This is a genomic window from Tianxiuia mixotrophica (genome assembly GCF_050596425.1).
Lineage (GTDB): Bacteria > Bacillota > Clostridia > Peptostreptococcales > Acidaminobacteraceae.
Window position 1 is genome coordinate 4,337,270 of sequence record NZ_CP192292.1, and the last position, 23,152, is coordinate 4,360,421.

17 protein-coding genes and 1 other annotated feature are annotated in these 23,152 nt (G+C 42.7%); of the genes, 3 read left to right on the forward strand and 14 right to left on the reverse strand.

Translation table 11 applies throughout. The features are described from left to right. Positions 1–9 precede the first annotated feature (9 nt). The 14 genes from trpD to ACQ4KW_RS19320 form a co-directional block, all read right to left on the reverse strand. On the reverse strand, positions 10–1,074 hold the full coding sequence (trpD, locus tag ACQ4KW_RS19255) for an anthranilate phosphoribosyltransferase (protein WP_430884053.1): 1,065 nt from the start codon (positions 1,072–1,074) through the stop codon (positions 10–12). Between the two features lie 49 nt (positions 1,075–1,123). Next, positions 1,124–1,711 (reverse strand): anthranilate synthase component II, encoded by a 588-nt coding sequence (locus ACQ4KW_RS19260; protein WP_430884054.1) that lies wholly within the window; start codon positions 1,709–1,711, stop codon positions 1,124–1,126. A 1-nt stretch (position 1,712) separates the two neighbouring features. Then, positions 1,713–3,266, reverse strand: a complete 1,554-nt coding sequence (locus ACQ4KW_RS19265; RefSeq protein WP_430884055.1) for an anthranilate synthase component I family protein — start codon at positions 3,264–3,266, stop codon at positions 1,713–1,715. A 173-nt stretch (positions 3,267–3,439) separates the two neighbouring features. Beyond that, positions 3,440–3,698: a binding site (T-box leader), on the reverse strand. A gap of 138 nt (positions 3,699–3,836) precedes the next feature. After that, positions 3,837–4,397 (reverse strand): GGDEF domain-containing protein, encoded by a 561-nt coding sequence (locus ACQ4KW_RS19270; RefSeq protein WP_430884056.1) that lies wholly within the window; start codon positions 4,395–4,397, stop codon positions 3,837–3,839. A gap of 133 nt (positions 4,398–4,530) precedes the next feature. After that, a complete protein-coding gene (locus ACQ4KW_RS19275) occupies positions 4,531–6,273 on the reverse strand; it encodes an NADH-dependent [FeFe] hydrogenase, group A6 (RefSeq protein WP_430884057.1) in 1,743 nt (580 codons plus the stop codon). A gap of 14 nt (positions 6,274–6,287) precedes the next feature. Then, the gene (locus ACQ4KW_RS19280) at positions 6,288–8,033 is read right to left on the reverse strand and encodes an NADH-ubiquinone oxidoreductase-F iron-sulfur binding region domain-containing protein (RefSeq protein ID WP_430886609.1); all 1,746 of its coding nucleotides are present in this window, start codon (positions 8,031–8,033) and stop codon (positions 6,288–6,290) included. A 36-nt stretch (positions 8,034–8,069) separates the two neighbouring features. Beyond that, positions 8,070–8,462: a (2Fe-2S) ferredoxin domain-containing protein gene (locus ACQ4KW_RS19285; RefSeq protein WP_430884058.1), complete on the reverse strand. Its 393-nt coding sequence runs from the start codon at positions 8,460–8,462 to the stop codon at positions 8,070–8,072. Beyond that, a complete protein-coding gene (locus ACQ4KW_RS19290; RefSeq protein ID WP_430884059.1) occupies positions 8,452–8,985 on the reverse strand; it encodes an NAD(P)H-dependent oxidoreductase subunit E in 534 nt (177 codons plus the stop codon). Before ACQ4KW_RS19290 ends, ACQ4KW_RS19285 begins: the two co-directional genes overlap by 11 nt. Before the next feature lie 191 nt (positions 8,986–9,176). Next, positions 9,177–11,597: a hypothetical protein gene (locus ACQ4KW_RS19295; protein ID WP_430884060.1), complete on the reverse strand. Its 2,421-nt coding sequence runs from the start codon at positions 11,595–11,597 to the stop codon at positions 9,177–9,179. Between the two features lie 319 nt (positions 11,598–11,916). Then, the gene (locus ACQ4KW_RS19300; protein WP_430884061.1) at positions 11,917–12,594 is read right to left on the reverse strand and encodes a response regulator transcription factor; all 678 of its coding nucleotides are present in this window, start codon (positions 12,592–12,594) and stop codon (positions 11,917–11,919) included. A gap of 219 nt (positions 12,595–12,813) precedes the next feature. Beyond that, complete coding sequence (locus tag ACQ4KW_RS19305; RefSeq protein WP_430884062.1) at positions 12,814–13,968, reverse strand: tetratricopeptide repeat protein; 1,155 nt, start codon at positions 13,966–13,968, stop codon at positions 12,814–12,816. A gap of 44 nt (positions 13,969–14,012) precedes the next feature. Further along, the gene (locus tag ACQ4KW_RS19310; protein WP_430884063.1) at positions 14,013–15,830 is read right to left on the reverse strand and encodes a hypothetical protein; all 1,818 of its coding nucleotides are present in this window, start codon (positions 15,828–15,830) and stop codon (positions 14,013–14,015) included. A 227-nt stretch (positions 15,831–16,057) separates the two neighbouring features. Next, the gene (locus tag ACQ4KW_RS19315; protein WP_430884064.1) at positions 16,058–17,134 is read right to left on the reverse strand and encodes an aromatic acid exporter family protein; all 1,077 of its coding nucleotides are present in this window, start codon (positions 17,132–17,134) and stop codon (positions 16,058–16,060) included. 322 nt (positions 17,135–17,456) lie between these two features. Next, on the reverse strand, positions 17,457–19,061 hold the full coding sequence (locus tag ACQ4KW_RS19320) for a CTP synthase (protein WP_430884065.1): 1,605 nt from the start codon (positions 19,059–19,061) through the stop codon (positions 17,457–17,459). A gap of 402 nt (positions 19,062–19,463) precedes the next feature. Here ACQ4KW_RS19320 and ACQ4KW_RS19325 point away from each other — a divergent pair, with 402 nt between their 5' ends. The 3 genes from ACQ4KW_RS19325 to ACQ4KW_RS19335 are packed head-to-tail and all read left to right on the forward strand — an operon-like array spanning position 19,464 to position 23,067. Next, the gene (locus ACQ4KW_RS19325) at positions 19,464–20,231 is read left to right on the forward strand and encodes an alpha/beta fold hydrolase (RefSeq protein ID WP_430884066.1); all 768 of its coding nucleotides are present in this window, start codon (positions 19,464–19,466) and stop codon (positions 20,229–20,231) included. Further along, a complete protein-coding gene (locus tag ACQ4KW_RS19330; protein WP_430884067.1) occupies positions 20,224–21,831 on the forward strand; it encodes a UDP-N-acetylmuramoyl-tripeptide--D-alanyl-D-alanine ligase in 1,608 nt (535 codons plus the stop codon). The genes ACQ4KW_RS19325 and ACQ4KW_RS19330 overlap by 8 nt, the downstream gene beginning before the upstream one ends. A 12-nt stretch (positions 21,832–21,843) precedes the next feature. Next, the gene (locus ACQ4KW_RS19335; RefSeq protein WP_430884068.1) at positions 21,844–23,067 is read left to right on the forward strand and encodes a D-alanine--D-alanine ligase family protein; all 1,224 of its coding nucleotides are present in this window, start codon (positions 21,844–21,846) and stop codon (positions 23,065–23,067) included. Positions 23,068–23,152 lie beyond the last annotated feature (85 nt).

Sequence of the window (23,152 nt, forward strand, 5' to 3'; positions counted from 1 at the left end):
TTTCTCCCTTCACGCCCCATATTTTGACGCTTTTGAGACAAGATTTACACTGGACCCATGATCATGTCCACTTCGAGGGCACAATCGCTTTAGGCCTTCTAGCATTTTAAGGGCATTGCCACTCTCCACAGAGGCTCTTGCCACCACAACCCCCTCCTTAATGGATGATGCTTTTCCAGCCACGTACAAGGCTGCACCCGCATTGAGTAGAACAGCGTCTAAGTGGGCCGAAGGGATGCCTTCAAGCAAGGACAACATAATCTTGGCATTGTCTTCTGATGATCCGCCCTTTAATGCCCTGTCTGGTCTTTCCTCAAAACCCATATCTTTAGCGCATATTATATGGTCTTTGAGCTGACCATTATTCACATGGATGGCCTTGTTACTGCCCATCAGGGTCAGTTCGTCAAGACCATTTTCACTCGATAGAAAAAGGGTGTTATCAAGGCCCATTATCCGCCCTGCTTCAGCCATTTTTACAAGAGACCTTTTGTCCCCAACACCTATTATTTGCCCCGACAAGTCAACTGGGTTACAAAGGGGACCAATGAGATTAAAAACGGTGCGAAAGCCCAAAGCTTTTCGCACAGGCATGACACTCTTCATGGATTTATGAATGCTTGGGGCATAAAAGAAACCCATACCTGTTTCTTTTAAGGTCTTTAGGGAGGTGGTCTCATCGTTCATTACGTAAACCCCCAAAGCCTCAAGAACATCTGCACTGCCAGAACGACTTGTCACAGACCTGTTTCCATGCTTTGCCACCTTGACCCCTGCCCCAGCGACAACAAAAGCACTTGCAGTGGATATATTAAAGCTTCCACTGCCATCGCCTCCCGTTCCACAGGTATCTACAACGGTTCCACCAACCTTGGACCGCATGGTTCTTTGACGCAGGGCACAGGCTGCACCTGCAATTTCTTCAGGGGTCTCTCCCTTTATTTTTAAGGCTGTCAAGACACTGGCTATTTCCGCCTGACTTGCTCGTCCGCTTAGAATATAGTCAAAAATCCGTTTTGCCTCTTGAAAAGATAGACTCTCCTGATTGATTGTTTTCATTATGATGGATTTCATTTGAACCTCCTTCTTGTTTTCACCTCAGGTCCTCTGACTTAGGACACATTTACAATGCCGTCTTGTGGTTCTTTGCTATATTTATGAAATTTTCCAGCATGGCCATACCATGGCTTGTGCTGTAAGATTCCGGATGAAATTGCAGCCCATAGAGGGGATGGTCTTTATGTTTTACAGCCATTATTTCCCCTTTCTCGTCCCTAGCCAGAACGGTCAATTGTTCGGGCAAGCTTTTGACATCTATCACCAAAGAGTGGTAACGCACAACCTCCACTGGACTAACAATGCCCTCGAAGATCCCACCTTCTTCATGGTGGATTATACTTGTTTTTCCGTGTAATTGATCTTTTGCCTTGTTGACTAAAGCCCCTTCACTATGCCCAATCGCCTGATGTCCCAAACAAATTCCCAGTATAGGGTATTCGGTCTTGTATGTTTCAATCACACGCAGGGTCAAGCCCGCTTCTTCTGGATGGCCAGGACCAGGAGACAAGATAATTGCCTCTGGATCAAGGGCCTTGATGGCTTCCAGTTCAAAGGCATCATTTCTCCAAACCGTAACAGCCTTATTTAATATTCCCAGATACTGAACGATGTTGTAGGTGAATGAATCGTAATTGTCTATAACTAAAATCATGCTATGCCTCCTTGTTTTTTAGTTTTTTTAAGCCTTCTGCAAGTTCAACAGCCCGCATAATACTCGCTGACTTATGAATGGTCTCCATAAATTCCATTTCTGGATCTGAGTCTTTCACTATGCCCCCTCCAGCCTGGACCTGAATTCGCCCCTCTCGAAGGACGGCTGTTCGTATGGCAATACAAGTGTCCATATTTCCGTCTCTGCCAATCCACCCCACAGCGCCTGCATATATCCCCCTTTTAACCCTTTCGTTTTCAGCCAGTATGGACATGGCCTTGACCTTTGGGGCACCCGATACTGTTCCCGCAGGGAAACAAGCCTTGAATACATCCACAGCGTCCATACCCTCTTGAACCTGGCCTGTCACCTCTGAAACAATATGCATAACATGGGAAAATCGCTCGATGGTTTTGAACTTTGGCACAGTGACCGTTCCTGGTATAGAAATTCTCCCAATATCATTCCGAGCAAGATCAACAAGCATTAGGTGTTCTGCATTTTCTTTGACATCACATTTCAGTGCCTTTTCATTGGCCATGTCTTCTTGCTTGTCCTTGCCGCGTGGTCTTGTGCCTGCAATAGGGTGAATTGTGGCTGTACCGCTTTTCAAATTGACCATGGTTTCTGGGGAAGCCCCTACAATTTCTGATTTTCCAGTGCTTACAATAAACATGTAAGGGGATGGATTAAGCCGTCTTAGGGTCTTATAGACTTCCAGTCCAGTAAGACTTGTTTCTTTTTCAAGACGCCTGGAAAAAACGATTTGAAAGGCGTCTCCCCTTGCGATATGATCCTTAGCTGTCATCACAAAACCCTGGAAGTCTTTTTGTTTCAAATCTGATCTCCATTTTTCTGAAAGTTCCAGTGCGCCATTTTCTCTTATTTTGATCTGGTCTTCTAAGACGGAATCCCTTGTTTCTTTTACTTCCTCTTCAAGGATTTTTTCCAGCTTTTTCATGAAGGGGACCGCCCCTTTATCACAGCAACCTTCTTCAGCATTTAAAAATGTCTCGTCGTCCTGCACATTCTCATCAATGGGTGTCAGACCGAATTCAATCACATGCAGACACTTGTCTTCCCTGTCAATCACAAGCAGGTGCTGGGGAAGGATGAGGTGTAAATCGTCTGGGTCATGGCTTGTTTGAACAAGTTGACCCCCTATGTTTTCTATGTGTCGGATGGCATCATACCCTATGTAGCCTGCCAGCCCCCCTTGAGAAAAGGGAAGCTCACAGTCATCTTCTTGAGAGGACTTCCTATTTTTTTGCGCTCCATTCCCGCCAAGAATTTTTTTGATGATCTTAAATGGATCTTCCTCAAAGACCTGAGCCTGGTCTTCATATTCTAGTGTGACCCTTGTCCCGAGAGCCTTAACTTCTAGAACTGGATTGACTCCAATTAGGGAGTACCGTCCCACAACACCACATCGGTCTGCGCTTTCAAAAAGAAAGCCCTTTCCCATATTTTTTAAGCGTTTATAGATTTTCAGTGGGTCAGGTTCTACACTGTAAGCCACTCGACTGGTTCTTTTCTTTATGATTTTCATGTCCATAGGGTTCATCCTCCACTTCTATTCACGTGCGACCTGCACAAAAAAAGACACTTCATCCCTATTACTGGGACGAAGTGTCTTCGCGTTGCCACCCGGCTTAAATGCCTAGGGTTATATTGGGACTATGCCCCACTGGGTTCCATTCAATTGCAAAAAAATACACACCTCATCCCCACTGGGACGAAATGTGTTTATTTCGCTATGCCACCCAAGTTATATAACTTTTGCATTTCACTCTGTCAATACGGTCTTATCTCAAGACGATATTCATGTTTGCTAACGGGGTTTAACCTCCCCGACACATGCTAATCCAAAATGTTTCACATGGCTTCTCATGGACCCATTCCCCAATAGTTTCCGTACCGGCTCCCACCTGCCCCGGCTCGCTGTGACTTTTCCTAATTGAGTACTATTTCCAATCAAAGAATTTCTTTCGATTTATAATTTTCAAGTTTTTTTAGCTTCAATTATTGATACTTATTCTAGCCGTGAAAGAATAATCTGTCAATGAAAATCTTTGTTTTCTACACAAAATTGGTAGGCTGCTAATTTTCTACTAAACCCTGGACTTTAACAATTAACACAGTTGCGTCCACCCTCCTTGGCCCGGTATAAATTTTCATCCGCTTGGCTGACCAGTTTATGTATATCTTGACCATGGTAAATGCTTAAGCCAGCGCTTATAGTCACCCGAATGCCTGATGCAAACACATGCCCTGCAATTCGGTTTCGAATCCGCTCTGCCACTCGGAAGGCCTCTGAAGATTCTGTACCGCTTAGAACCACTAAAAACGCCTCGCCCCCATACCGACCCAGACCATCAATCTCCCGAATCTCTTCACCCATGAGCCCAGCCACTTCTATGAGAACTTGATCTCCAAGAACATGACCATAGTTATCATTCACCTTTTTGAAATGATCAATATCCATCATAATAACACTGAACTTGTGATGGTCACGCAAGGAACGCTTTATTTCATTTTCCAAGAATTCAAATATGGTCCGGCGGTTCATAATTTGGGTCAAATCATCCATTCTAGCCAAGCGTTCTAGTTCAGCCTCTAAAGATTTTTGATTTGTAATATCAAAAACAATCCCTGCCAGAAGAAGGGGTTTTCCAGCAATCTTCATAACAAACTCAAAGCAGTGCAGCGCTGTTTATTCCTTGATACACAAAGAAAAGGACCCGCCAACCGTTCGGGGGAACAATTTTTAGCGGGTCCTTAACACTTTTAATTTTTAAAATCTAGATTTAAGTCTAAATTTAAATCTTATCCTTAGCCACATAATGAGTGTGAAGAAGCTCATGCGCGCGATCCCCATAAGGCTTGCCTAGATACTCTTCATAGATCTTCTTGATCATAGGATTTTCATGAGACTTACGCCGAGTCTTCATGGCATCTTCCTTATAAATGGCTTCGGCACGTTTACGGATAATTTCCATATCACCGTGGTGGTATGGCTGTCCGCCACCGCCTATACAGCCACCTGGGCAGGCCATAATTTCAATGGCATGGTACTTGGACTTGCCTGATTTTATGTCTTCAAGCATTCTTCTTGCATTGCCAAGCCCGTGGGCAATACCGATGTTTATATCCATATCCCCAATTTTAACTGTGGCTTCACGAATACCATCAAGACCACGAAGGGCATGGTAGTCCACTTCATTGATTTCTTCACCAGTGATCCATTCTGCCGCTGTACGAACAGCCGCTTCAATAACACCACCTGTTGCACCGAAGATGACACCAGCGCCTGTTGATTCACCCAGTAGGGAATCAAAATCACTCTCTGGAAGTGATGCAAAGTCAATACCAGCTTCCTTGAGCATAGCGCCAAACTCCCTTGTGGTGACAACGACATCAACGTTTTGGTTCTCGTCTTTTGTTAGTTCAGAACGTGCCGCCTCTGCTTTTTTAGCAAGGCAAGGCATGATCGAAACCACAGTGATGTCTTCTGGCTTTATGCCAACTTTATCAGCGTAGTAAGACTTAGCCATAGCTCCAAGCATGATTTGAGGAGACTTACAAGACGATGGTATATCAAGTAGATCAGGGAATTGATGTTCAAAGAACTTGACCCAGGCCGGACAGCAGGATGTCAGGATTGGGAGGGTTCCCTTGTTTTCAATTCTATGAACCAGTTCAGACGCCTCTTCCATAATGGTTAAGTCTGCTGCCCAGTCCGTATCAAAGACAGCGTCAAATCCCATTCTTCTTAGGGACGCCGCCAATTGACCTGTTGTAATAGCCCCTGGTTCCATACCAAACATTTCCCCTATGGCCACACGGATGGCCGGTGCCACCTGAACAACCACATGCTTATTTGGATTTGTAATCGCTGACCAGACCTTCTTGGTGTTGTTAACTTCTGTCAGAGCCGCCGTTGGACACACTGCAACACACTGGCCACAGTAAGTACATGACGTTTCAGACATAGGTAGGTTAAAGGCTGGTCCGACAAAGGCATCAAAGCCTCTATTAAGGCCTGACAGGATACCACATGTTTGAACATCATTACACATGGTTTCACACCGACGGCACATAACACATTTATTCGGGTCTTTTACAAGAGAAAGTGAGGATGCATCCAGAGGATAATTCATCATGTCACCTTCCCAGTGAATTTCTCGTACACCTAGTTCTTGTGCCAATGACTGAAGTTCACACTCAAGATTCTTAGCACATGTCAGACAATCTTTCGGATGATTTGACAGTAAAAGTTCCACAGAAATACGTCTTGCCGATATGGCTCGAGGGGAATCTGTTCGAACCACCATGCCCTCTGTTACCATTTCAGAACATGATGGAACCAGAGCTGGTCTGCCTTCGACTTCAACCATACAGACACGGCACGATGCCACTTGATTAACAATTCCAAAACCTTCAAGGTTCATATGGCAAAGTGTCGGAATGTGCGCATTGACTTTCTTAGCTGCATCCAGCACAGTTGTTCCCTTTGGAACTTCAACTTCAATGTCGTTGATTGTGAGTTTGATCATATCCATATCTGCCACCTCCCTTAAGGTTTAAGTACCGCATCAAATTTACAAGCGTCATAACAAGCACCGCAAGCAATACAAGCCTCTTCATCAATAACATGCGGCTTTTTCACTTCACCCGCAATACAATCAACTGGACACTTTCTTGCACACGCCGTACAACCGATACATTTATCTTCAACGATTGAATACTTGGTTTTCTTTTGACCTGTCACATAATCCACATATTCCTGATGGAAATAGTTCATAGTGGACAGGATTGGATTTGGAGCTGTTTGTCCAAGACCGCAAAGAGCGGAGTCTTTAATCATGTAACAGAGTTGTTCCATATTATCAAGATCATCCATGGTGCCTTCCCCAGCGGTTATTTTTTCTAGGGTTTCAAACAAACGTCTTGTTCCAACTCGACATGGTGTACATTTGCCACAAGATTCTTCCTGTGTAAACTCAAGATAGAACTTGGAGATTTTAACCATGTCATCATCTTCATCCATAACGATCATTCCGCCTGATCCCATCATGGAGCCAATAGCCTTTAGGCTTTCATAATCTATAGGTGTATCAAGATCTGCTGAGGTGATAACGCCGCCCGATGGCCCACCTGTCTGCACAGCCTTGAATTCCTTGTCCTGATAAATGCCGCCGCCTATATCGTAGATGATTTCTCTTAAAGTCGTACCCATTGGCACTTCCACAAGACCAACATTATTAACCTTACCTGCAAGGGCGAAAACTTTGGTACCCTTTGATTTTTCTGTGCCAATGGAACTGAACCATTCTGGTCCATTCAGAATAATTGGACAGACATTGGCATAGGTCTCTACGTTACATACACACGTTGGTTTTTCCTTATATCCTGAAACAGATGGATAAGGTGGTTTCTTTGTTGGCTCACCACGGCTGCCCTCCACAGAATGAATGAGTGCCGTTTCTTCACCACAGACAAAGGCCCCGGCGCCCAAGCGGATTTCAAGATCAAAATCAAAGCCTGTGCCAAATATATCCTTACCCAGTAGGCCTGATTCTTTGGCCTGGTTCATTGCAATTTTAAGTCTATTGATTGCCAGTGGATACTCAGCACGAATGTAAACAATACCCTTGTTGGCACCAATGGCATAACCACCAATAGCCATGGCTTCAATAACACTGTGTGGATCACCCTCAAGGATGGAACGGTCCATAAACGCCCCTGGATCGCCCTCATCGGCGTTGCAAATGATGTATTTCTCATCATTTTTTTCTTTATATGTAAGCTCCCATTTGAGCCCCGTTGGGAAGCCACCGCCTCCACGGCCTCTTAGGCCAGCTTGCTTAATTGTTTGAATAACATCTTCTGGAGACATTTCCGTTAAGACCTTACCCAGGGCTTCATAGCCTCTGAAGGCAATGTATTCATTAATGTCTTCAGGATTGATCGTTCCGCAGTTACGCAGAGCAATCCTGTACTGCTTTTTATAGAAATTCATCTGTGAATGTTTGTCCTGTTTTACTTTGGCTTCAGGGTCTTCAAACAGTAGTCTTTCCACAGTACGACCTTTAACGATGTGTTCTGCGACAATTTCCCCCGCATCTTCTGGCATAACTTTTACATAAAATACGTTATCCGGATGGATTTTTACGATGGGTCCCTGACCGCAAAAACCAAAACAGCCCGTCTTTACGACTTTTATTTCCTGATCATAGCCGACCGTCTTCAGTTCTGACTTTAAAGTGTCGATGAGCTCTTCACTCCGGGACGCGACACAGCCAGTACCGCCACAGACCATGATATGGCTTCTAATCTTTGCCAATTTCATCCCTCCCTACGCTTTATCGAATGTTTTAATCAGAATGTGATCATCAAGAAGCTCATCGCCCTCAATATGTTTATCGAACATGTCCTTAACGGCCTCAGGGTCAATTTTTCCATAAAGCACAGGTTCTTGACCCGGCTTATTCACCTGAACCGTTGGCTCTGAATGACAGTAGCCCATACAGCCCACCTGAACCACACGAACATTTTTTAGACCTTTTTTCTCGATCTCATCCAAAATAGCAGAAAGGGTTTCTCGGGCACCTGCAGCTATGCCGCATGTTGCCATACCAACTAAAATTTCAGTTGTATCGCCTTCAACTTGGCCGGTCTCACGAAGTTCTACTTTTTTCATATGCTCTTCGCGAATTTTTTTAAGTTCATCAAGTGACTTAATTGGCATCGTCAGACTCCTTTCTGTATTCATCGATTATAGTTTTGACATCATCCTTCTTAACATGACCATAAACCTTCTCGCCCACCATAACCACTGGAGCGAGACCACATGCTCCGATACAGCGAACATCTCGAACTGTGAACATCTTGTCTTCTGACATGCCACCGTTTTTCTCAATACCCAGCTCATTCATAAACTTTTTCAGTACGTCCTCGCTGCCTTTTACGAAACAAGCCGTCCCCATACAGACACTGATTGTGTGTTTTCCACGAGGTTCTGTCGTGAAGTAAGAGTAGAAGCTTACCACACCAAATACCTTCGCCCCTGGTACATCAAGTTTGCGCGCAATATACAGCTGGACCTCCATGGGAAGGTAACCGAATAGATTCTGTGCTCTATGAAGAACATGAATCAGGGATCCCTTCTTGTCTTCCAAGCTGTCGATATATGCGTCAAGTTCCTGCAGCTTGTCTTGCGGCAGGTCGTTTAGGTCCAGAGAAATTGTCTTCTCATGAACAGCTCTTGCCATTACGACACCTTCCTTTCAGAACGTTGTGGATCGATACATTACTCCCGTTGAATCGGGTAAAGCATAACAATGTAATCTTTACCCTAATATTTCATTTTAGAAACAGCTTTTATGACATCTTTGTAAAAAAAGCTGAATCAAAATGACCTTGTTACAATGTCATTCTGACTCAGCTTCATCTTGCCTTTTTTCTATTCACTGACTTCAATATTTTGATATATAGCTGGTATAGCACTTGATGTAAACCCAACACCACCGCTCAGATAGGTGTCATCATTTGCAGAAAGCACTTTTGACCCGCCAACATAAACCTTGAGCTTTCGACCCTTGGCTCTTACTGTTAGTGTATAGTCTTGCCTTGAAGAAAGGTCGAATACCTCACTATCAAGAATTTCCTTGCTTGCGCCTGTATGCTTATAAAGAAGAACCTGTGAAGCCTTGTCACCAACAGCAGGCATAAGAACTGCGCTATAGCCATTAAAGATTCTGGAGTCTACATTCACGTCTGAAACTCGAAAAGCCAAGCCTGCATAATTCTCAAGACCACTTACTGGATCATAAAGGGTAATCTTTGTTTGCGCTGTCCCATCCACAAAGGATTGATCATTAAAGGTCATGAGCATTGTGCTGTTGATTGGACTTGTTGCATAAATTGAGTGTTCGTAAGCCCTGTTTAAAGTGTAAGCTCCAAAATGCTGCGTCATGGCTGGGTAGGTTGCAAACTCATGGCTAAAAGCTGTCGTGAGATCCGCTAGGCCTTCAAGCGCTTCCATTTCACCTGACCCACTATTTTCTTCAACCACAAGGCTTTCTTCCTCCTCAACCTTGGCTGTTGGCACATCCAGGGTGATTTGATTTGTATCGGCATCTAGCTCTTGAATAAGCACTGCACTTAGATCTTCCTGAATAAGGAACTCAGGATTCTCGATTTTTATAAATGTCCTTACTTCTTTCTGATTCACTATATCCCTAATAACATTCTCAAGGGTTGCATCATTGCCTGTGCTCTTGAATAAAAAGGCCAAAACATCACCGACAAGTGGAACTGTATAAAGTGTTGTGGCTACAATTTTGCCCACATCACCATTGGCATAAATTTCATTCAGACTCGGCATTTTTTTTACAGCATGCTTCTTGTTTCCATTTTTATCTTTCGTTGTTTCTTTATAAATGGTTTCATTGTCCCCTAAAAATTCAGCAATATCCTTTGTGGCCTTATCAGAAATCGGCTTTCCAAAAGGCGCCAAATCATTCACCGCCTCCTGAAAACCCTGTGCAATATCAAGCGGAATGTTTGCCGGTCTGTCAAATGTATTTGTCAAAACAATGGAAAGATTGTCTATACGGTCAACCCTTGCGTAAAAACTTAATCGATCGTCTTTAACAAAAGCCTGTGCAGGATATGTCACACCACCAGAAGTGATCTCTGCCACAAGCGTGTCCCTATATCCAATACTTGTTATCCCCCTGAATATAACAAATGACGGTTTCTCCACATTTGTGATTTTATCAGCAGTATAGTTGAACTTCAGACCTTGAATCGGGCTGTCTGGTTGAATCAGCTCAGACAGATCAACATCTTCAAAACCGTAGGTCTCTACAATATCATCAATTTCATTGGAAACCATACCGTTAAGGAGAAAATCAAAAGGTATTACCGATTCAATAATAGCTCCAACACTTGCATTTTCAGATGCGTTGGAAACCTTGCCCACTGCAAATGATGACCAATAGTCTGAAAGTCCGATATCCATAAGCTTGTTTTTAATTTTGACTTGCGCTTCAAGAGGCAGTCTTCTTTCCTTAATGTTTTCCATTTCGGAAAAAGTGCCCATTTCACCGCTCAGTATATTTACATAAGAGGCATTGATGGCTTCCTCGGGCAAGACATCTGCCATTTGAGAAAAAGTTCCATTAATGTTCGGTTTGTCCGGTCTTCTATATGATTTTATCCCCGAAGATATGCCTTCTAAAAAGCCGCCCACGTCATCAGTGGCTGTGTCAAGCCAGTTGAGTGTGTCTTCCGATGCTGTACCAAGCCAGTCCAGCGTATCGTCTGATGCCCCGTCTATCCAGTCTAGTGTGTCGTCCGATGCCCCGTCTATCCATTCTAGCGTATCGTCCGATGCTCCGTCTATCCAGTCCAGCGTATCGTCTGATGCCCCGTCTATCCAGTCCAGCGTATCGTCCGATGCCCCGTCTATCCAGTCCAAAGTATCGTCTGATGCCCCATCTATCCAGTCTAGGGTGTCATCTGATGCTCCATCCACCCAGCTCAAAGTGTCTTCTGAAGCATTTTCAACCCAATTTTTAGTGTCATCTGACGCGGTGTTTATCCAGTCAACCGTATCGTCTGACGCATTATTTAACCACTGGCGTGTGTCGTCTGATGCATTGTTAATCCAGTTCATGGTGTCATCTGTGGCGCCATCAACCCAGTCGGTCCCTTTTTTCACTGTATCAACAATTTCATCGGCGCCTTTCTCCACCGTATCAACAATGTCATCCACTATGTCCCCAATTCCAAAATTCCAGTCGGCTGCGTAAACTGGTGCGGCCGTCATGTTAAAGGTCATAACCGCGGTTAAAACCAAACTTAAATACTTTTTCAAATTTGCTCCTCCTTTATACAAGCCCTTTGACTTTCAAATCTTAAAACGAAACCTATGTATTATCAAATTCCCCATTTTCCAAACGTTCTCGTTACCGTCATTGTTTCTCACAATTTAAGTATAGTTTTTTTAAGGCTTTAACATTGCTAATTTTTCTTTGCATTCTTTGCATGTTCTTGTTCACTGTGAAACCTAGAGCTTTTTAAATTTGCCGAGTTTTCCCCTTTATATATAAAAAACCCCCGGATAGCCTGATCGGATTTACTAGACTATCCGGGGGTTTATGTATAGGGTGATAAAATGCCGTCTTATTTAAGTTTTAAACCTTGGTTAACTTATACCCTGCCTTGTATTTTGATTCCAGCACCACTGATGTCATGCCAGAGGCTTCAAGCTTTTTTCTAATTTTTGACACATGGACCGATATTGTTCGTGTGGGAATGCCCTGGTCAGATCCATAGATTTCATCAGTCAACTCCTTGGTGGTCACATATCTTTTTGACAGGTACAAGCAGTAAAAAATACGAAACTCTGTTTGCGTTAGTCTTATCACTGTGTTCTCTACCAAAACTTTATTTTCAAAACTGTCGAAAGTCATTTCCATACTAGAATTTGAGCGTTTATGTGCTTTGCCTTTTATTCTTCTTAGAAGGGCTTCAATACGAACCAACAGCACATCCATATCAAAGGGCATGGTCACGTAGTCGTCCGCTCCGTTTCTATAACCGCAAATTAGGGCTTCTTTTGTATGTTTACACGACAAAACAATTATGCCGGCATTTGTTTTTGAACTCAAGGCTTTACAAAGCCCTTCTTCACACCATGAGGCATTCTCCTGATTGATGACAATAATATCAGGATTGATGCTAGCACAAACCTCTACCACCTTATTTCTTGACTCTAGGCTTTTTACTGAATAGCCCTCATTTTTGAGAAAAACGCTTAGCAAATCCGTCAGCTTTGACGCATCATTGACTATTAAGATTTTATCAGCCATTTTTCTCCCCCCATTTCATCCTCTATTTCTACATGTTCATTTTCTTAGACTCAGGCGCTTGCAAAATTACAGATATATGTCCTCGTCATACCATATATAGAATTTTTGGTTCTTAAATATTTACGTATGGTATGACGAAGACTCTTGAATGATATTTTGCAAGTCGCTCAGACTGTATAGGTTTTTACAGTTTCTTCGCTCATTTGATTTCAAGTAAACTCAATTCATAGACACTATGTTTTCTCTGCTCTGTATTATAGTGTCCCTTAAATTTTCTATCCGTTGTCTTTCTATTTTCATTTCCCCTTCTATGAAATCTCTCACATAAGGGGCTCTTTTCTCTTCGTCGAGAGAGGCCTGTTGTTTTTCTAACATTTTAAGCTTGATAAGGATGTTAGAAGCTTCAATTTTTTGAAGGGTAAACTGATACCTTTTATGAAATTCCAGGGCTTTTTTGTACATCTCCTTAGACTCATAAAACTGATACATTTTTTCGTATATTCTGCTCAGTTGGTGGTCTGATCCCTGGATCTTTGATATTTTTTCTGCTTCTTCAACGGCTTGCAGCGCCTTTTCCTGATCATTCTGGCACATATAAATCTCATATTTGAGCAGGAGAGCGTCTAAAATATAATACTCATTTTTCACAGAATGAAGGTGGGCAATAGAGGCATCGATAAGGCTTTGAGCTTCTTCATACTTGCCAAGTTTCATTTGAAGCTTGCCCATTCTATAGTACCATTCAAACTCAAGCAGAACATCCGCTGTCGTCTGAAAATAGGTCTTGGCAGCCTTGAACTTTTCCATAGCCACTTCATAACTTCCCAGACTCATATACACATCTCCCATATTGGATAAGATATGTCCTATACCCTCTACCACATTATAGGCTTTTCCATAGGAATTGCCTTCTTCATAGGCGCCTAAAGCCTTGTCAAAGTCGCCCGCTTTCCTATAAACTTCTCCAATACAATTTTGTGCTCTTACAAGCTCAACATGATTCTGTGATTTCAGGGCAAAACTTCTCCCAAGATTGAAGATGGATAGAGACTTTTGATAGTCCCCGGAATAAAAATAAACAACCCCCTGCCATCTATAAAGTTCCGCCAGCATATTATAGTCATTAAACTGTTCAAAAATATCTATAGCATGGCCCACATAGCGAAATGCGTCTTCTTGACGCCCCATGGTCCGACAGGCCATGGTCTGAATATGATAGGCATGCCCCGCTACTGTTGCCAGGTGATTCGCCCTTGCTTCTATGACAATATCCTTAGCTATTTCCATGGCTTCAAGGGGCTCCGTATGGACTTTCGATTTTGCCTTTTCAAGTCTTTCATTCAATTTATTATGAAGGGCATATACATCAATCATCTTATCGTCTCCTATTATTTCTCGCCTAGATTTTTGGCCTTGACTTAACGAACGACATCAATAGATTCTACATAAATCCTAAATCCAGAAAAGTCATTGTATTCTATAAGACTTACCTTAGCTTTAACTTCAACAGATTCACCTATTTCCAGTTGCTGGATCAAATCTTCATCAAGGGCGTTTGATACAATCGACTGGTTGTTAATATAGGCATATTCTAAGGTCTCTATAAGTCTTTCGCCCAGCCGGACTGGTTTTCCAAAAGCCAAATCTCTAGAATAAAACTGATAGGCATCTTCCATTATTATATCCTTTTCTATATGACCTTTAAACGTATTAAGGCCTATTGCCAAAAACATTTTCTGATCTTGAGGGTCTTTGCTTATCTCATCAATTATAAAAGCGCCGACCTTATCCCCCACTTGCAGATCACTTAAATTATACTCTTCTAAGGCTTGTTGCTCCCCTTCTTTATCTTCTGGTGATTCTTCTTTGTATGTGACGTCCACAGGCAGTAAAACACTTGTCTTCCAAACGTCTTCATGGCGCATTTTTTCTAAGTCGTTTTCGTCATTCACAATCACTCGTGGATATGCAAACGGGTAGTTTAGAACATCTTCTATACTTGTAAAGACCATGTCAGCCCGCATATCTTCATGTGCGTCAACAACCTCTTCTTCAAAGTCACTTCTATAGAGATGTTTATCGTAGATAATTGTATTGATAAGTCTTGATATTTTTATATCCGCTACAGCATATTCATAGCCCATGATTTCCAGATGACCTTCCATGGCATAGTATACTTTGCAAAGTTTATACACATCTTGAAGCTCTTTTCTGACTGGATTAGGAGCCGACACCTGAACGGCGTCTTCCTCTTCTGCATACCCCACATCATATATGTCTGTGAAATAGTCAGTGAAAATAGGTCCATTGATATACTGATAAGCCGCCTCTACATATGCAGCTTTAGATTTTAAGTCAAAGCTATATCTATGATCCGTATAATATTCTAGGGCTTCAACCAAGCCCTGCGCCTGCAAAATGTTCTCAAAACTTTCCAGGTCATCCCGATCTCCATAATAGCCAATCTGGGCCCTAAGACTGTGGACATCAGGATAGTCCATTTCTACAGCTTCTTCAACTTGGTAGCTTTTCTCCTCTTCATCCAGCACATAGTGTCTTGTCTTGTTGGCAAAGTGGTGCTGGTCTCCCCTTTCATCCACAAAATATATGTCTTCCACCACTGTGAAGTCATAATAGCTGTCTGCCATTGTAAGGTCATGCTCATAAATAAACTGGGTCTGTTCATGATGGTTCTCAACAGAACTCTGGGTGCCAGTCATAAATGAGCCATTCATTAATGGGATAACACCTTCACTTTGACTGTATATATAGACTTGTTTTATATGGCCCGTCCCATCAGCCTGCTTTCTTATGATAAAATCATCTTCCATTGAGACCGTAAAATCTGTGTCTGCATACATTCTTGAAGGCACATACACAAGATCGCCAGTGTCTTCGTCTTGTGTAACAAAGGCCACTGGACCCAAAAGCCCTCCATCCGCTGGGGTAACGAAACACAAGTCCTCTACACCATCTAATGTAAAGTCCAGTTTATATGTTTTTGCATCAGGACCTAGAGTGACACCATCTGGCATAAGCCCTGAAGCGTTTACAAAATCCAAGGCCTGGGCTGGATCAACTTCATCGAAAGCGTCTTCAGACGCCGGCACCGCCTGTGTGGTCGTTTCTATTACCTGATTATCCAAAGCCTGCGAGGTCTCTTTAGAGCATCCACTTGAAATCAGCAGGAGGACCAAGCCCATTGCAAACATGGTCAAACGCTTATTTTTATTCATTTCATCACCTTCCGTCAGCTCGTCATTGTTTTAGCCGTCTAAAAATATTCTTTAAATGTCTCACTTAAATTCTATGACATATTTGCCTTTGTGATTGCAAAGATTCCTTTGCAATTGAATCTTGAAAATCTGCATAAAAAAACTCTGGAATATAAGGGGGTGTCCCCATATGTCCCAGAGCATGATATCGCTTGTCATTGTCCAGATAACGCACGCATTCTATCGACTTATTTTTTATTGATGGTGATAATGGTGTTCAGGTTCACATTGATTCGTCCCAGCACCACATTCATTTCCATAAGGTTGTTCATAATTCTACTTAAGTTAATAGATTCAACATCATTTGGCAGATCAATTTTGACGCTTGTCAACTTGGTGCTTCGCCCTTCCGCCAAGTCTTTCAAATTCCCCATTTGATTCATGAGTTCATGCAAGGCATCTGCAATAGCCAGCCTGTTGGTGGCTTGGCTCAAAAGGGTGCTGTTCTCTGTTAGAACATACTGGGTATCAAACAGAAGGTGACAAAAAACACGCAGCCTCTTTGTCAGGGCTATTTTGGCTCTGAGCCTTTCATCTGTGACCCCCATAAGCTTTCTGACAAAGGCATTCTCCTTAAGCATGTCCTCAAAGAGTGCTGTCGTTGTATCAATGTCGTTAAAGACGCTGGCCAGGGCCTGCTGACAACTTCTAAATGACGCCGCATCTCCACTTCGCATAGCCAGTTCCAAGGTGTTCATATGATTTAAAAGACTCTTCATTAAAAAGATAACCCGCTTGTTTCCCATTTTTCGGTACTGAATTAAGGAAAACAAGAAGTTAAAAACAATGGCCGTAAAGACCCCAAAGCCAAGTGCGATGATACGGAGTCTAAATGTCAACAATACACTAGGATTGCCCATGGCATCCAGTTGAATGTACTGGGTCATATAGATGGCTGTGAAAAGAGCCACCGGTGACACTTCCCTCCAGTTGACCTTAAGGCAAATATAAAGGGTTAGAGCCACTGAAACGCCTGCTGTGATAGCATTAATCCCCAGTATAGAAATTATAATGGCCGTTGTGACCGCCCCAATAAAGGTGGCAAAAAACTGTTCCCACCCTCGTCTAAGCCCTGTTACATTCACAGGTTCCAAGGTGAGAATAAGACCAAATAGGACTGATATCATATCCCCGCTTGCCACCGGATGGTTTATGGCTATGACATAAGCCGTGGCAATAGCAAGGAATGTTTTGGCTATAAACGGTTTTGAGTCCAGTAAAACCGCTTCTTTCTTAAGCTGTAAGGCTTGAATTAGTTTTCCCATAGAAATTTCCCCTATACATCATTTACAAACACAAAGCCCTCATGGTTCCAATCTCAGAACATTCCGGCTACCTCATCTTTGTGACTCTACAAAATAACATACCCTCAAACACCTTAATTTCCCCAAATTATGGTCCATGTTTTCCTTTTGAAGGCACCGAGTTAAAATATCATAGTTTGTTTATCAGTGCAAGGGGCACTTTATAAGCCCTTGTCAAACGAATACTCTTCTTAGCCCATAAAAAAACTTCCGAGTGCACCCTTATAGGATACTCGGAAGTTTATACGCCTTTCTACATATTATATATGATCGATAAAGCGTCTTATTTTTTATTGTCTTTTGCCGCCTTCACAAAATCTCTGAATAGAGGGTGTGAACGCGTTGGTCTTGACTTGAACTCTGGATGGAACTGACCAGCCACAAACCAAGGATGATCCTTAATCTCAACAATTTCAACCAGTCTATCATCAGGTGACAGGCCTGAAATTGTAAGACCTGCATCTGTGATAACTTGTCTATAGTGGTTGTTGAACTCATATCTATGTCTATGGCGTTCATAAACGAGTGCTTCGCCATATGATTCAAGAGCCTTTGAATCTGCAGCAATCTTACATGGGTATAGGCCTAGACGAAGTGTGCCCCCCATGTCTTCCACATCATGCTGTTCTGGCATTAAGTCAATCACAGGATATTCTGTGTCAGGATCAAGCTCGGAACTGTGGGCATCCTTGTAACCAAGAACATTTCTTGCAAATTCAATAACAGCCACTTGCATACCCAGGCATATTCCAAGGAATGGCACCTTATTTTCTCTTGCATAACGTGTTGCTTCGATTTTACCTTCAACACCGCGGTCACCAAAACCACCTGGCACAAGAATGCCATCCATATCTTTCATCATTTCATCAACTGTCAGTGGTGTCACATCTTCTGAATGAATCCAGTGAATATTTACATCTAATCTGTTTTTAAGACCAGCATGCTTGAGGGCCTCTGCAACTGATAAGTAAGCGTCATGTAGTTCAACGTATTTGCCGACGAGGCCAATGTTGACTGTTTCTTTATCCGCTTTGTCTATTTCAACAATTTCTTCCCACTCAGAAAGTTTTGGTTCTTTACAAGGCAGACCCAAATGTTCACATACCTTGCTTGCCAGTCCTTGTTTTTCAAGAACAAGTGGCACTTCATAAATAGAATCAGCATCCCTGCATTCAATGACATCTGACGCGTCCATATTACAGAATAGGCCAATTTTTTCTTTTAGTGAATCGCTAAGAGGTTTTTCCGTACGACATACAAGCATGTCTGGCTGAATACCAATTTCTCTAAGTTCTTTTACCGAGTGCTGTGTTGGCTTTGTCTTTAGCTCACCAGCCTTGCCCAGGTATGGAACAAGTGTAAGGTGAAGATACATAACATTTTCTTTGCCCACATCGTATTTAATTTGACGAATGGCCTCCAGGAAAGGGAGCGATTCGATGTCACCAACTGTGCCACCAATTTCTGTGATGATCACATCTGGGTTTTCATCTTTTGCAACGCGGTACGCGCGTTCTTTGATTTCATTCGTAATATGTGGAATAACCTGAACTGTTGCTCCCAGGTATTCTCCACGGCGTTCTTTTTGTATTACAGACCAGTAGACCTTGCCTGTGGTTACATTTGAGTTCTGGCTTAGATTGATGTCAATAAATCTTTCATAGTGACCCAAATCGAGGTCTGTTTCCGCACCATCATCTGTTACATAAACCTCTCCGTGCTGGTATGGACTCATTGTTCCTGGATCCTTGTTGATATATGGATCGAACTTCTGGATGGAAACCTTCATACCTCTTGCCTTGAGCAGTTGTCCAAGTGATGCCGCCGTAATGCCCTTACCTAGTGATGATACAACGCCGCCTGTTACGAAAATGTACTTCGTTGCCATGTGTAACCCCTTTCCAATAACTGTAATTTTCAAAAAAAAGAGTGAGAGATCACCCGTTAGGATGACCTGCTCACTCTTTTTGACAATTACTATATAGATGTCCATCTGATTTCCGATAGCATCAGGTGGGCAGGCACCCTAAAACGGGTGCGTTTTATTAAAGTTAAAAATGCTGAACACTTTCTTTCAGCACTGAAATTTAAATACTGAACTAGTATATCCGCTCGACTTCTTAGCGTCAAGCATTTTTTTGCATCATTCTCGCTTAAATTAACATGATAAACAATTTACAATTCGGATATACCCCTTGCGCCTTCTAGCGGTTTCCCACCCTTTATGATAAACTAATTTGAGATGAAAATATACTAAAAGTGACTGAAAATTATAAACTGAGAGGCTTATATGTACACAAACATAAAGGGACAAAAGATTTACTATGAAGTCCAAGGTGAGGGTCGCCCCATCGTCCTGCTTCACGGGTGGGGAACAAGCCTAAGACTCTATGACGATGTCGTCAAGTATTTAAAAGAAAATTTTAAAGTATACACACTGGACTTTCCGGGGTTCGGTCAGTCTGAAGAGCCCTCTGACATTTGGTCTGTTTATGACTATGCCGATATGACAGAATCCTTTCTGAATGAGATGAACATCCAAAAGCCTATTCTCATGGGCCATTCCTTTGGCGGAAGAATCTCTATCATATTGGGTTCTAGAATTAAAGTGGATAAGATCATACTTGTAGATGCTGCTGGCATTAAGCCATCACGCGGTATGACCTATTACAGGAAAGTTTACTTTTACAAGGCCATGAAGCTTGTGGAAAAAATGCCTGGCATTCGCAGTCTCTTTGGAGACTTGATTGATGCCTATAAATACAAGGCTGGGTCTTCTGATTATAAGAGCGCCTCGCAAACCATGCGCAGGGTTCTCTCCAAGGTGGTCAATGATGATTTGCAGGAACACCTGCCTAAAATAACGGCCCCAACCCTTCTTATATGGGGCAGTGAAGACAAGGCCACCCCTGTTTCTGATGGAAAGCTTATGGAGGAAAAAATCAAGGATTCTGCCCTTATTGTGTTTGAAGGGGTCGGACATTACAGCTATCTGGAAAAACCACACGACTTCAAAGCCATTGTTACAAGCTTTGTAAAGGAGGATGGAAATGATTAGAATCCTTCTACTGACAAGTGTACTGGTTTATTTAATTGATAAACTTCAGTTCGATCTCCATATGTTTCAGCAAAACAGTTACCGCAACAAGCGCTATTTCAGATGGCTCAAGGGGGCACACAACCGGTTCATAAAAGGAAATGACAACATGATCATGGTCTCCGCTCTTCTATATGGCGGCAGCGCGTATGTGAAAGACACACCAAGCACCCTCCTGGGTCTAATGAGTCTGGTATTTGTTGTTTTTGCCCTAAAGGGCCACAGATTACTTGTGTCGGTTAGAGATGTGAAGAAAAAATTGGTCTACACTCCAAGGGTTAAAAGGCTGGTTGCAACGGCTTCAATGATAAGTGGCCTGTGTATTTTACTCTTATATAATGCCAACGATCTTTTGCTGGCACTTTGCATTTATCTATTAAGCACACTTTCTTTTGGGATCATCATGCTTTCAAAGCTGATAAACACCCCCATAGAAAATCATATTAATAAATGGTATTACAATGATGCCAAGCGTATACTGGCTGAGAATCCCAACCGCATTGTTATTGGTATTACAGGCAGTTACGGCAAAACAAGCACCAAAAATGTTATTGCACAGACCCTCAGTCGTGACTACAATGTCCTTGCGACCCCGGCTTCTTATAACACCTTAATGGGGGTTATTAGAACCATTCGTGAAGAGATGAAACCCACTCACCAGGTCTTTATAGCAGAAATGGGTGCCCGTGAACCAGGTGATATTAAGGAAATCTGCGACCTTGTCATGCCGGACTTTGGGATTATTACATCAATTGGTCCCCAACACCTTGAAACCTTTAAGACCATTGAAAACATTGCTAAGACTAAGGGGGAGATGTTTGAAGGCATTAAGCCTGGCGGAAAGGCCTTTGTCAATTTGGCAGATGAACGTATAAAGAATCTACCTAGACGTTCTGATATAGACTATATCGGCTTTGGGGAAAATGGCTTTGAGTGTGAAGAAACAGGCAAGTGCTACTTGAGTAAAAACTTGAATATATCAGGCGATGGCACTGGGTTTGACTTCTGTTTTCCATCTGGAATCACCCTTTGCGTGAATACAAAACTACTCGGGGCACACAATGTATCCAATGTCCTTTGTGCATTGTCCGTGGCCAACGAACTAAATGCGGACATGTTTAGAATCATGTCCAGTCTTTCAGATATACGCCCCACAGAGCACAGACTCTCCCTTCGAAAGGGGAGAAAGGGACAGGTTATTATTGATGATGCCTTTAACTCCAATCCGATTGGGTCTAAAAATGCTCTAAAGGTCCTTAAAGCCATGGAAGGCGAGCGTAAGTTCATCATCACGCCGGGCATGATCGAACTAGGAGACCAGCAAGATGAACTCAATAAGCAGTTTGGCCAGTATATAGCAAGTGACTGTGATTATGTTGTTCTTGTTGGTAAAAATCAAACACGCCCTATCCAAGAAGGCTTAAAAGAGGCTCATTTTGACTTTAGCAAGGTCCATATTGCAGACACCTTCTTAAGCGGTTATGAACATCTTGAAAGCATAATGAATGCCAATGATGTTCTTCTCATAGAAAATGATTTACCTGACGCTTTCAACGAATAACTGGAGGATAATATGATAAAAATCGGTGTTTTCTTCGGCAGTCAGTCCGTTGAACATGAGGTTTCTGTGATCACTGCCCTTCAGGCGATGAATCACCTTAAAAATTTAGAGGACTATAGCATAGTCCCTGTATTCATTGATAAATCTGGAGATTGGTACACCGGCCAGGCCCTCATGTCCATTGAGAATTTCAAGGACATGCCAAAACTCCTCGACATGTGTACCAAGGTCAATATGGTTCGCCAAGGCAAGGCAGTCGTGCTCATTCCAAACCCTGTCAAGCGATTAGGACCAGCTCTCATTGACCGCATTGATATTGCTTTTCCAATTATTCACGGCACCTTTGGTGAAGACGGAACCATCCAGGGAATCTTTGAAATGACAGGCCTCCCCTATGTGGGATGTGACGTCCTCGCAGCTGCCATGACCATGGATAAGACCATTTGCAAACACGTTCTAATGGCCAATAATATTCCTGTCATTGATGGGGTCTGGTTCACTACAGACGACTGGCTGAGGGAGCCTGAAAATCTCACTCAAAGTGTTGCAGACAAGCTTGGCTATCCGGTCATTGTCAAACCTGCCAACATGGGATCCAGCGTCGGTGTTTCAGTGGCCCACTCTGTTGATGAGTTTTATGATGCCGTTCATTTTTGCAGGCACTTTACCAATCGTATCCTCGTTGAGAAAATGGTTGAGGATCTAATGGAAATCAACATTTCTGTGCTGGGCGATTGTGAGGGGGTTGAAGTTTCCGCTTGTGAAAGACCCCTTTCATCCAGTGAATTTCTATCCTTTGAAGATAAATACACAAGTGGGGGATCTGCTGGCGGTGGATCTAAGGGATCTAAAATGAGCTCTGGTGGATCTAAGGCCAGTGGCATGGCTTCACTGAGTCGTGTCCTCCCAGCAGATATTCCTGATAGCATGCGAGAGGATATTGAAGACATTGCAAAAAAAGCATTTCTCGCTGTGGATGCCAGCGGTGTGACTCGACTTGATTTCATAATCGACAAGGCCAGTGACACCATCTACCTAAACGAACTCAATACCATTCCTGGTTCTCTCGCCTTTTACCTATGGGCTGAAAGCGGAAAACCCTATGAAGAACTCCTTGAAGACCTGATTGAACTGGCTTACAGAAAAGACAGACGAAAATCAAAGCTACAGTTTTCAAACGAGACCAACATACTTTCCACTGCCAATATTGGCGGGAGCAAGGGCAGCAAAAAATAAACAAAGGTCTATGCGTTTTTAGTTTAAGCGCATAGACCTTTTAATTTTTAGAGTCTTGATGAACAAGAGATTCGAATTGTGGTTT

Excerpts from the sequence above, each read along its gene's own strand:
- ACQ4KW_RS19315 (WP_430884064.1), bottom strand. The coding sequence starts at position 17,134 with ATGGGAAAACTAATTCAAGCCTTACAGCTTAAGAAAGAAGCGGTTTTA.
- ACQ4KW_RS19310 (WP_430884063.1), bottom strand. The coding sequence starts at position 15,830 with ATGAATAAAAATAAGCGTTTGACCATGTTTGCAATGGGCTTGGTCCTC.
- trpD (WP_430884053.1), bottom strand. The coding sequence starts at position 1,074 with ATGAAATCCATCATAATGAAAACAATCAATCAGGAGAGTCTATCTTTT.
- ACQ4KW_RS19325 (WP_430884066.1), top strand. The coding sequence starts at position 19,464 with ATGTACACAAACATAAAGGGACAAAAGATTTACTATGAAGTCCAAGGT.
- ACQ4KW_RS19335 (WP_430884068.1), top strand. The coding sequence starts at position 21,844 with ATGATAAAAATCGGTGTTTTCTTCGGCAGTCAGTCCGTTGAACATGAG.
- ACQ4KW_RS19305 (WP_430884062.1), bottom strand. The coding sequence starts at position 13,968 with ATGATTGATGTATATGCCCTTCATAATAAATTGAATGAAAGACTTGAA.
- ACQ4KW_RS19260 (WP_430884054.1), bottom strand. The coding sequence starts at position 1,711 with ATGATTTTAGTTATAGACAATTACGATTCATTCACCTACAACATCGTT.
- ACQ4KW_RS19285 (WP_430884058.1), bottom strand. The coding sequence starts at position 8,462 with ATGCCAATTAAGTCACTTGATGAACTTAAAAAAATTCGCGAAGAGCAT.
- ACQ4KW_RS19275 (WP_430884057.1), bottom strand. The coding sequence starts at position 6,273 with ATGGATATGATCAAACTCACAATCAACGACATTGAAGTTGAAGTTCCA.
- ACQ4KW_RS19300 (WP_430884061.1), bottom strand. The coding sequence starts at position 12,594 with ATGGCTGATAAAATCTTAATAGTCAATGATGCGTCAAAGCTGACGGAT.
- ACQ4KW_RS19280 (WP_430886609.1), bottom strand. The coding sequence starts at position 8,033 with ATGGTCTGTGGCGGTACTGGCTGTGTCGCGTCCCGGAGTGAAGAGCTC.
- ACQ4KW_RS19330 (WP_430884067.1), top strand. The coding sequence starts at position 20,224 with ATGATTAGAATCCTTCTACTGACAAGTGTACTGGTTTATTTAATTGAT.
- ACQ4KW_RS19265 (WP_430884055.1), bottom strand. The coding sequence starts at position 3,266 with ATGGACATGAAAATCATAAAGAAAAGAACCAGTCGAGTGGCTTACAGT.
- ACQ4KW_RS19320 (WP_430884065.1), bottom strand. The coding sequence starts at position 19,061 with ATGGCAACGAAGTACATTTTCGTAACAGGCGGCGTTGTATCATCACTA.
- ACQ4KW_RS19290 (WP_430884059.1), bottom strand. The coding sequence starts at position 8,985 with ATGGCAAGAGCTGTTCATGAGAAGACAATTTCTCTGGACCTAAACGAC.
- ACQ4KW_RS19270 (WP_430884056.1), bottom strand. The coding sequence starts at position 4,397 with ATGAAGATTGCTGGAAAACCCCTTCTTCTGGCAGGGATTGTTTTTGAT.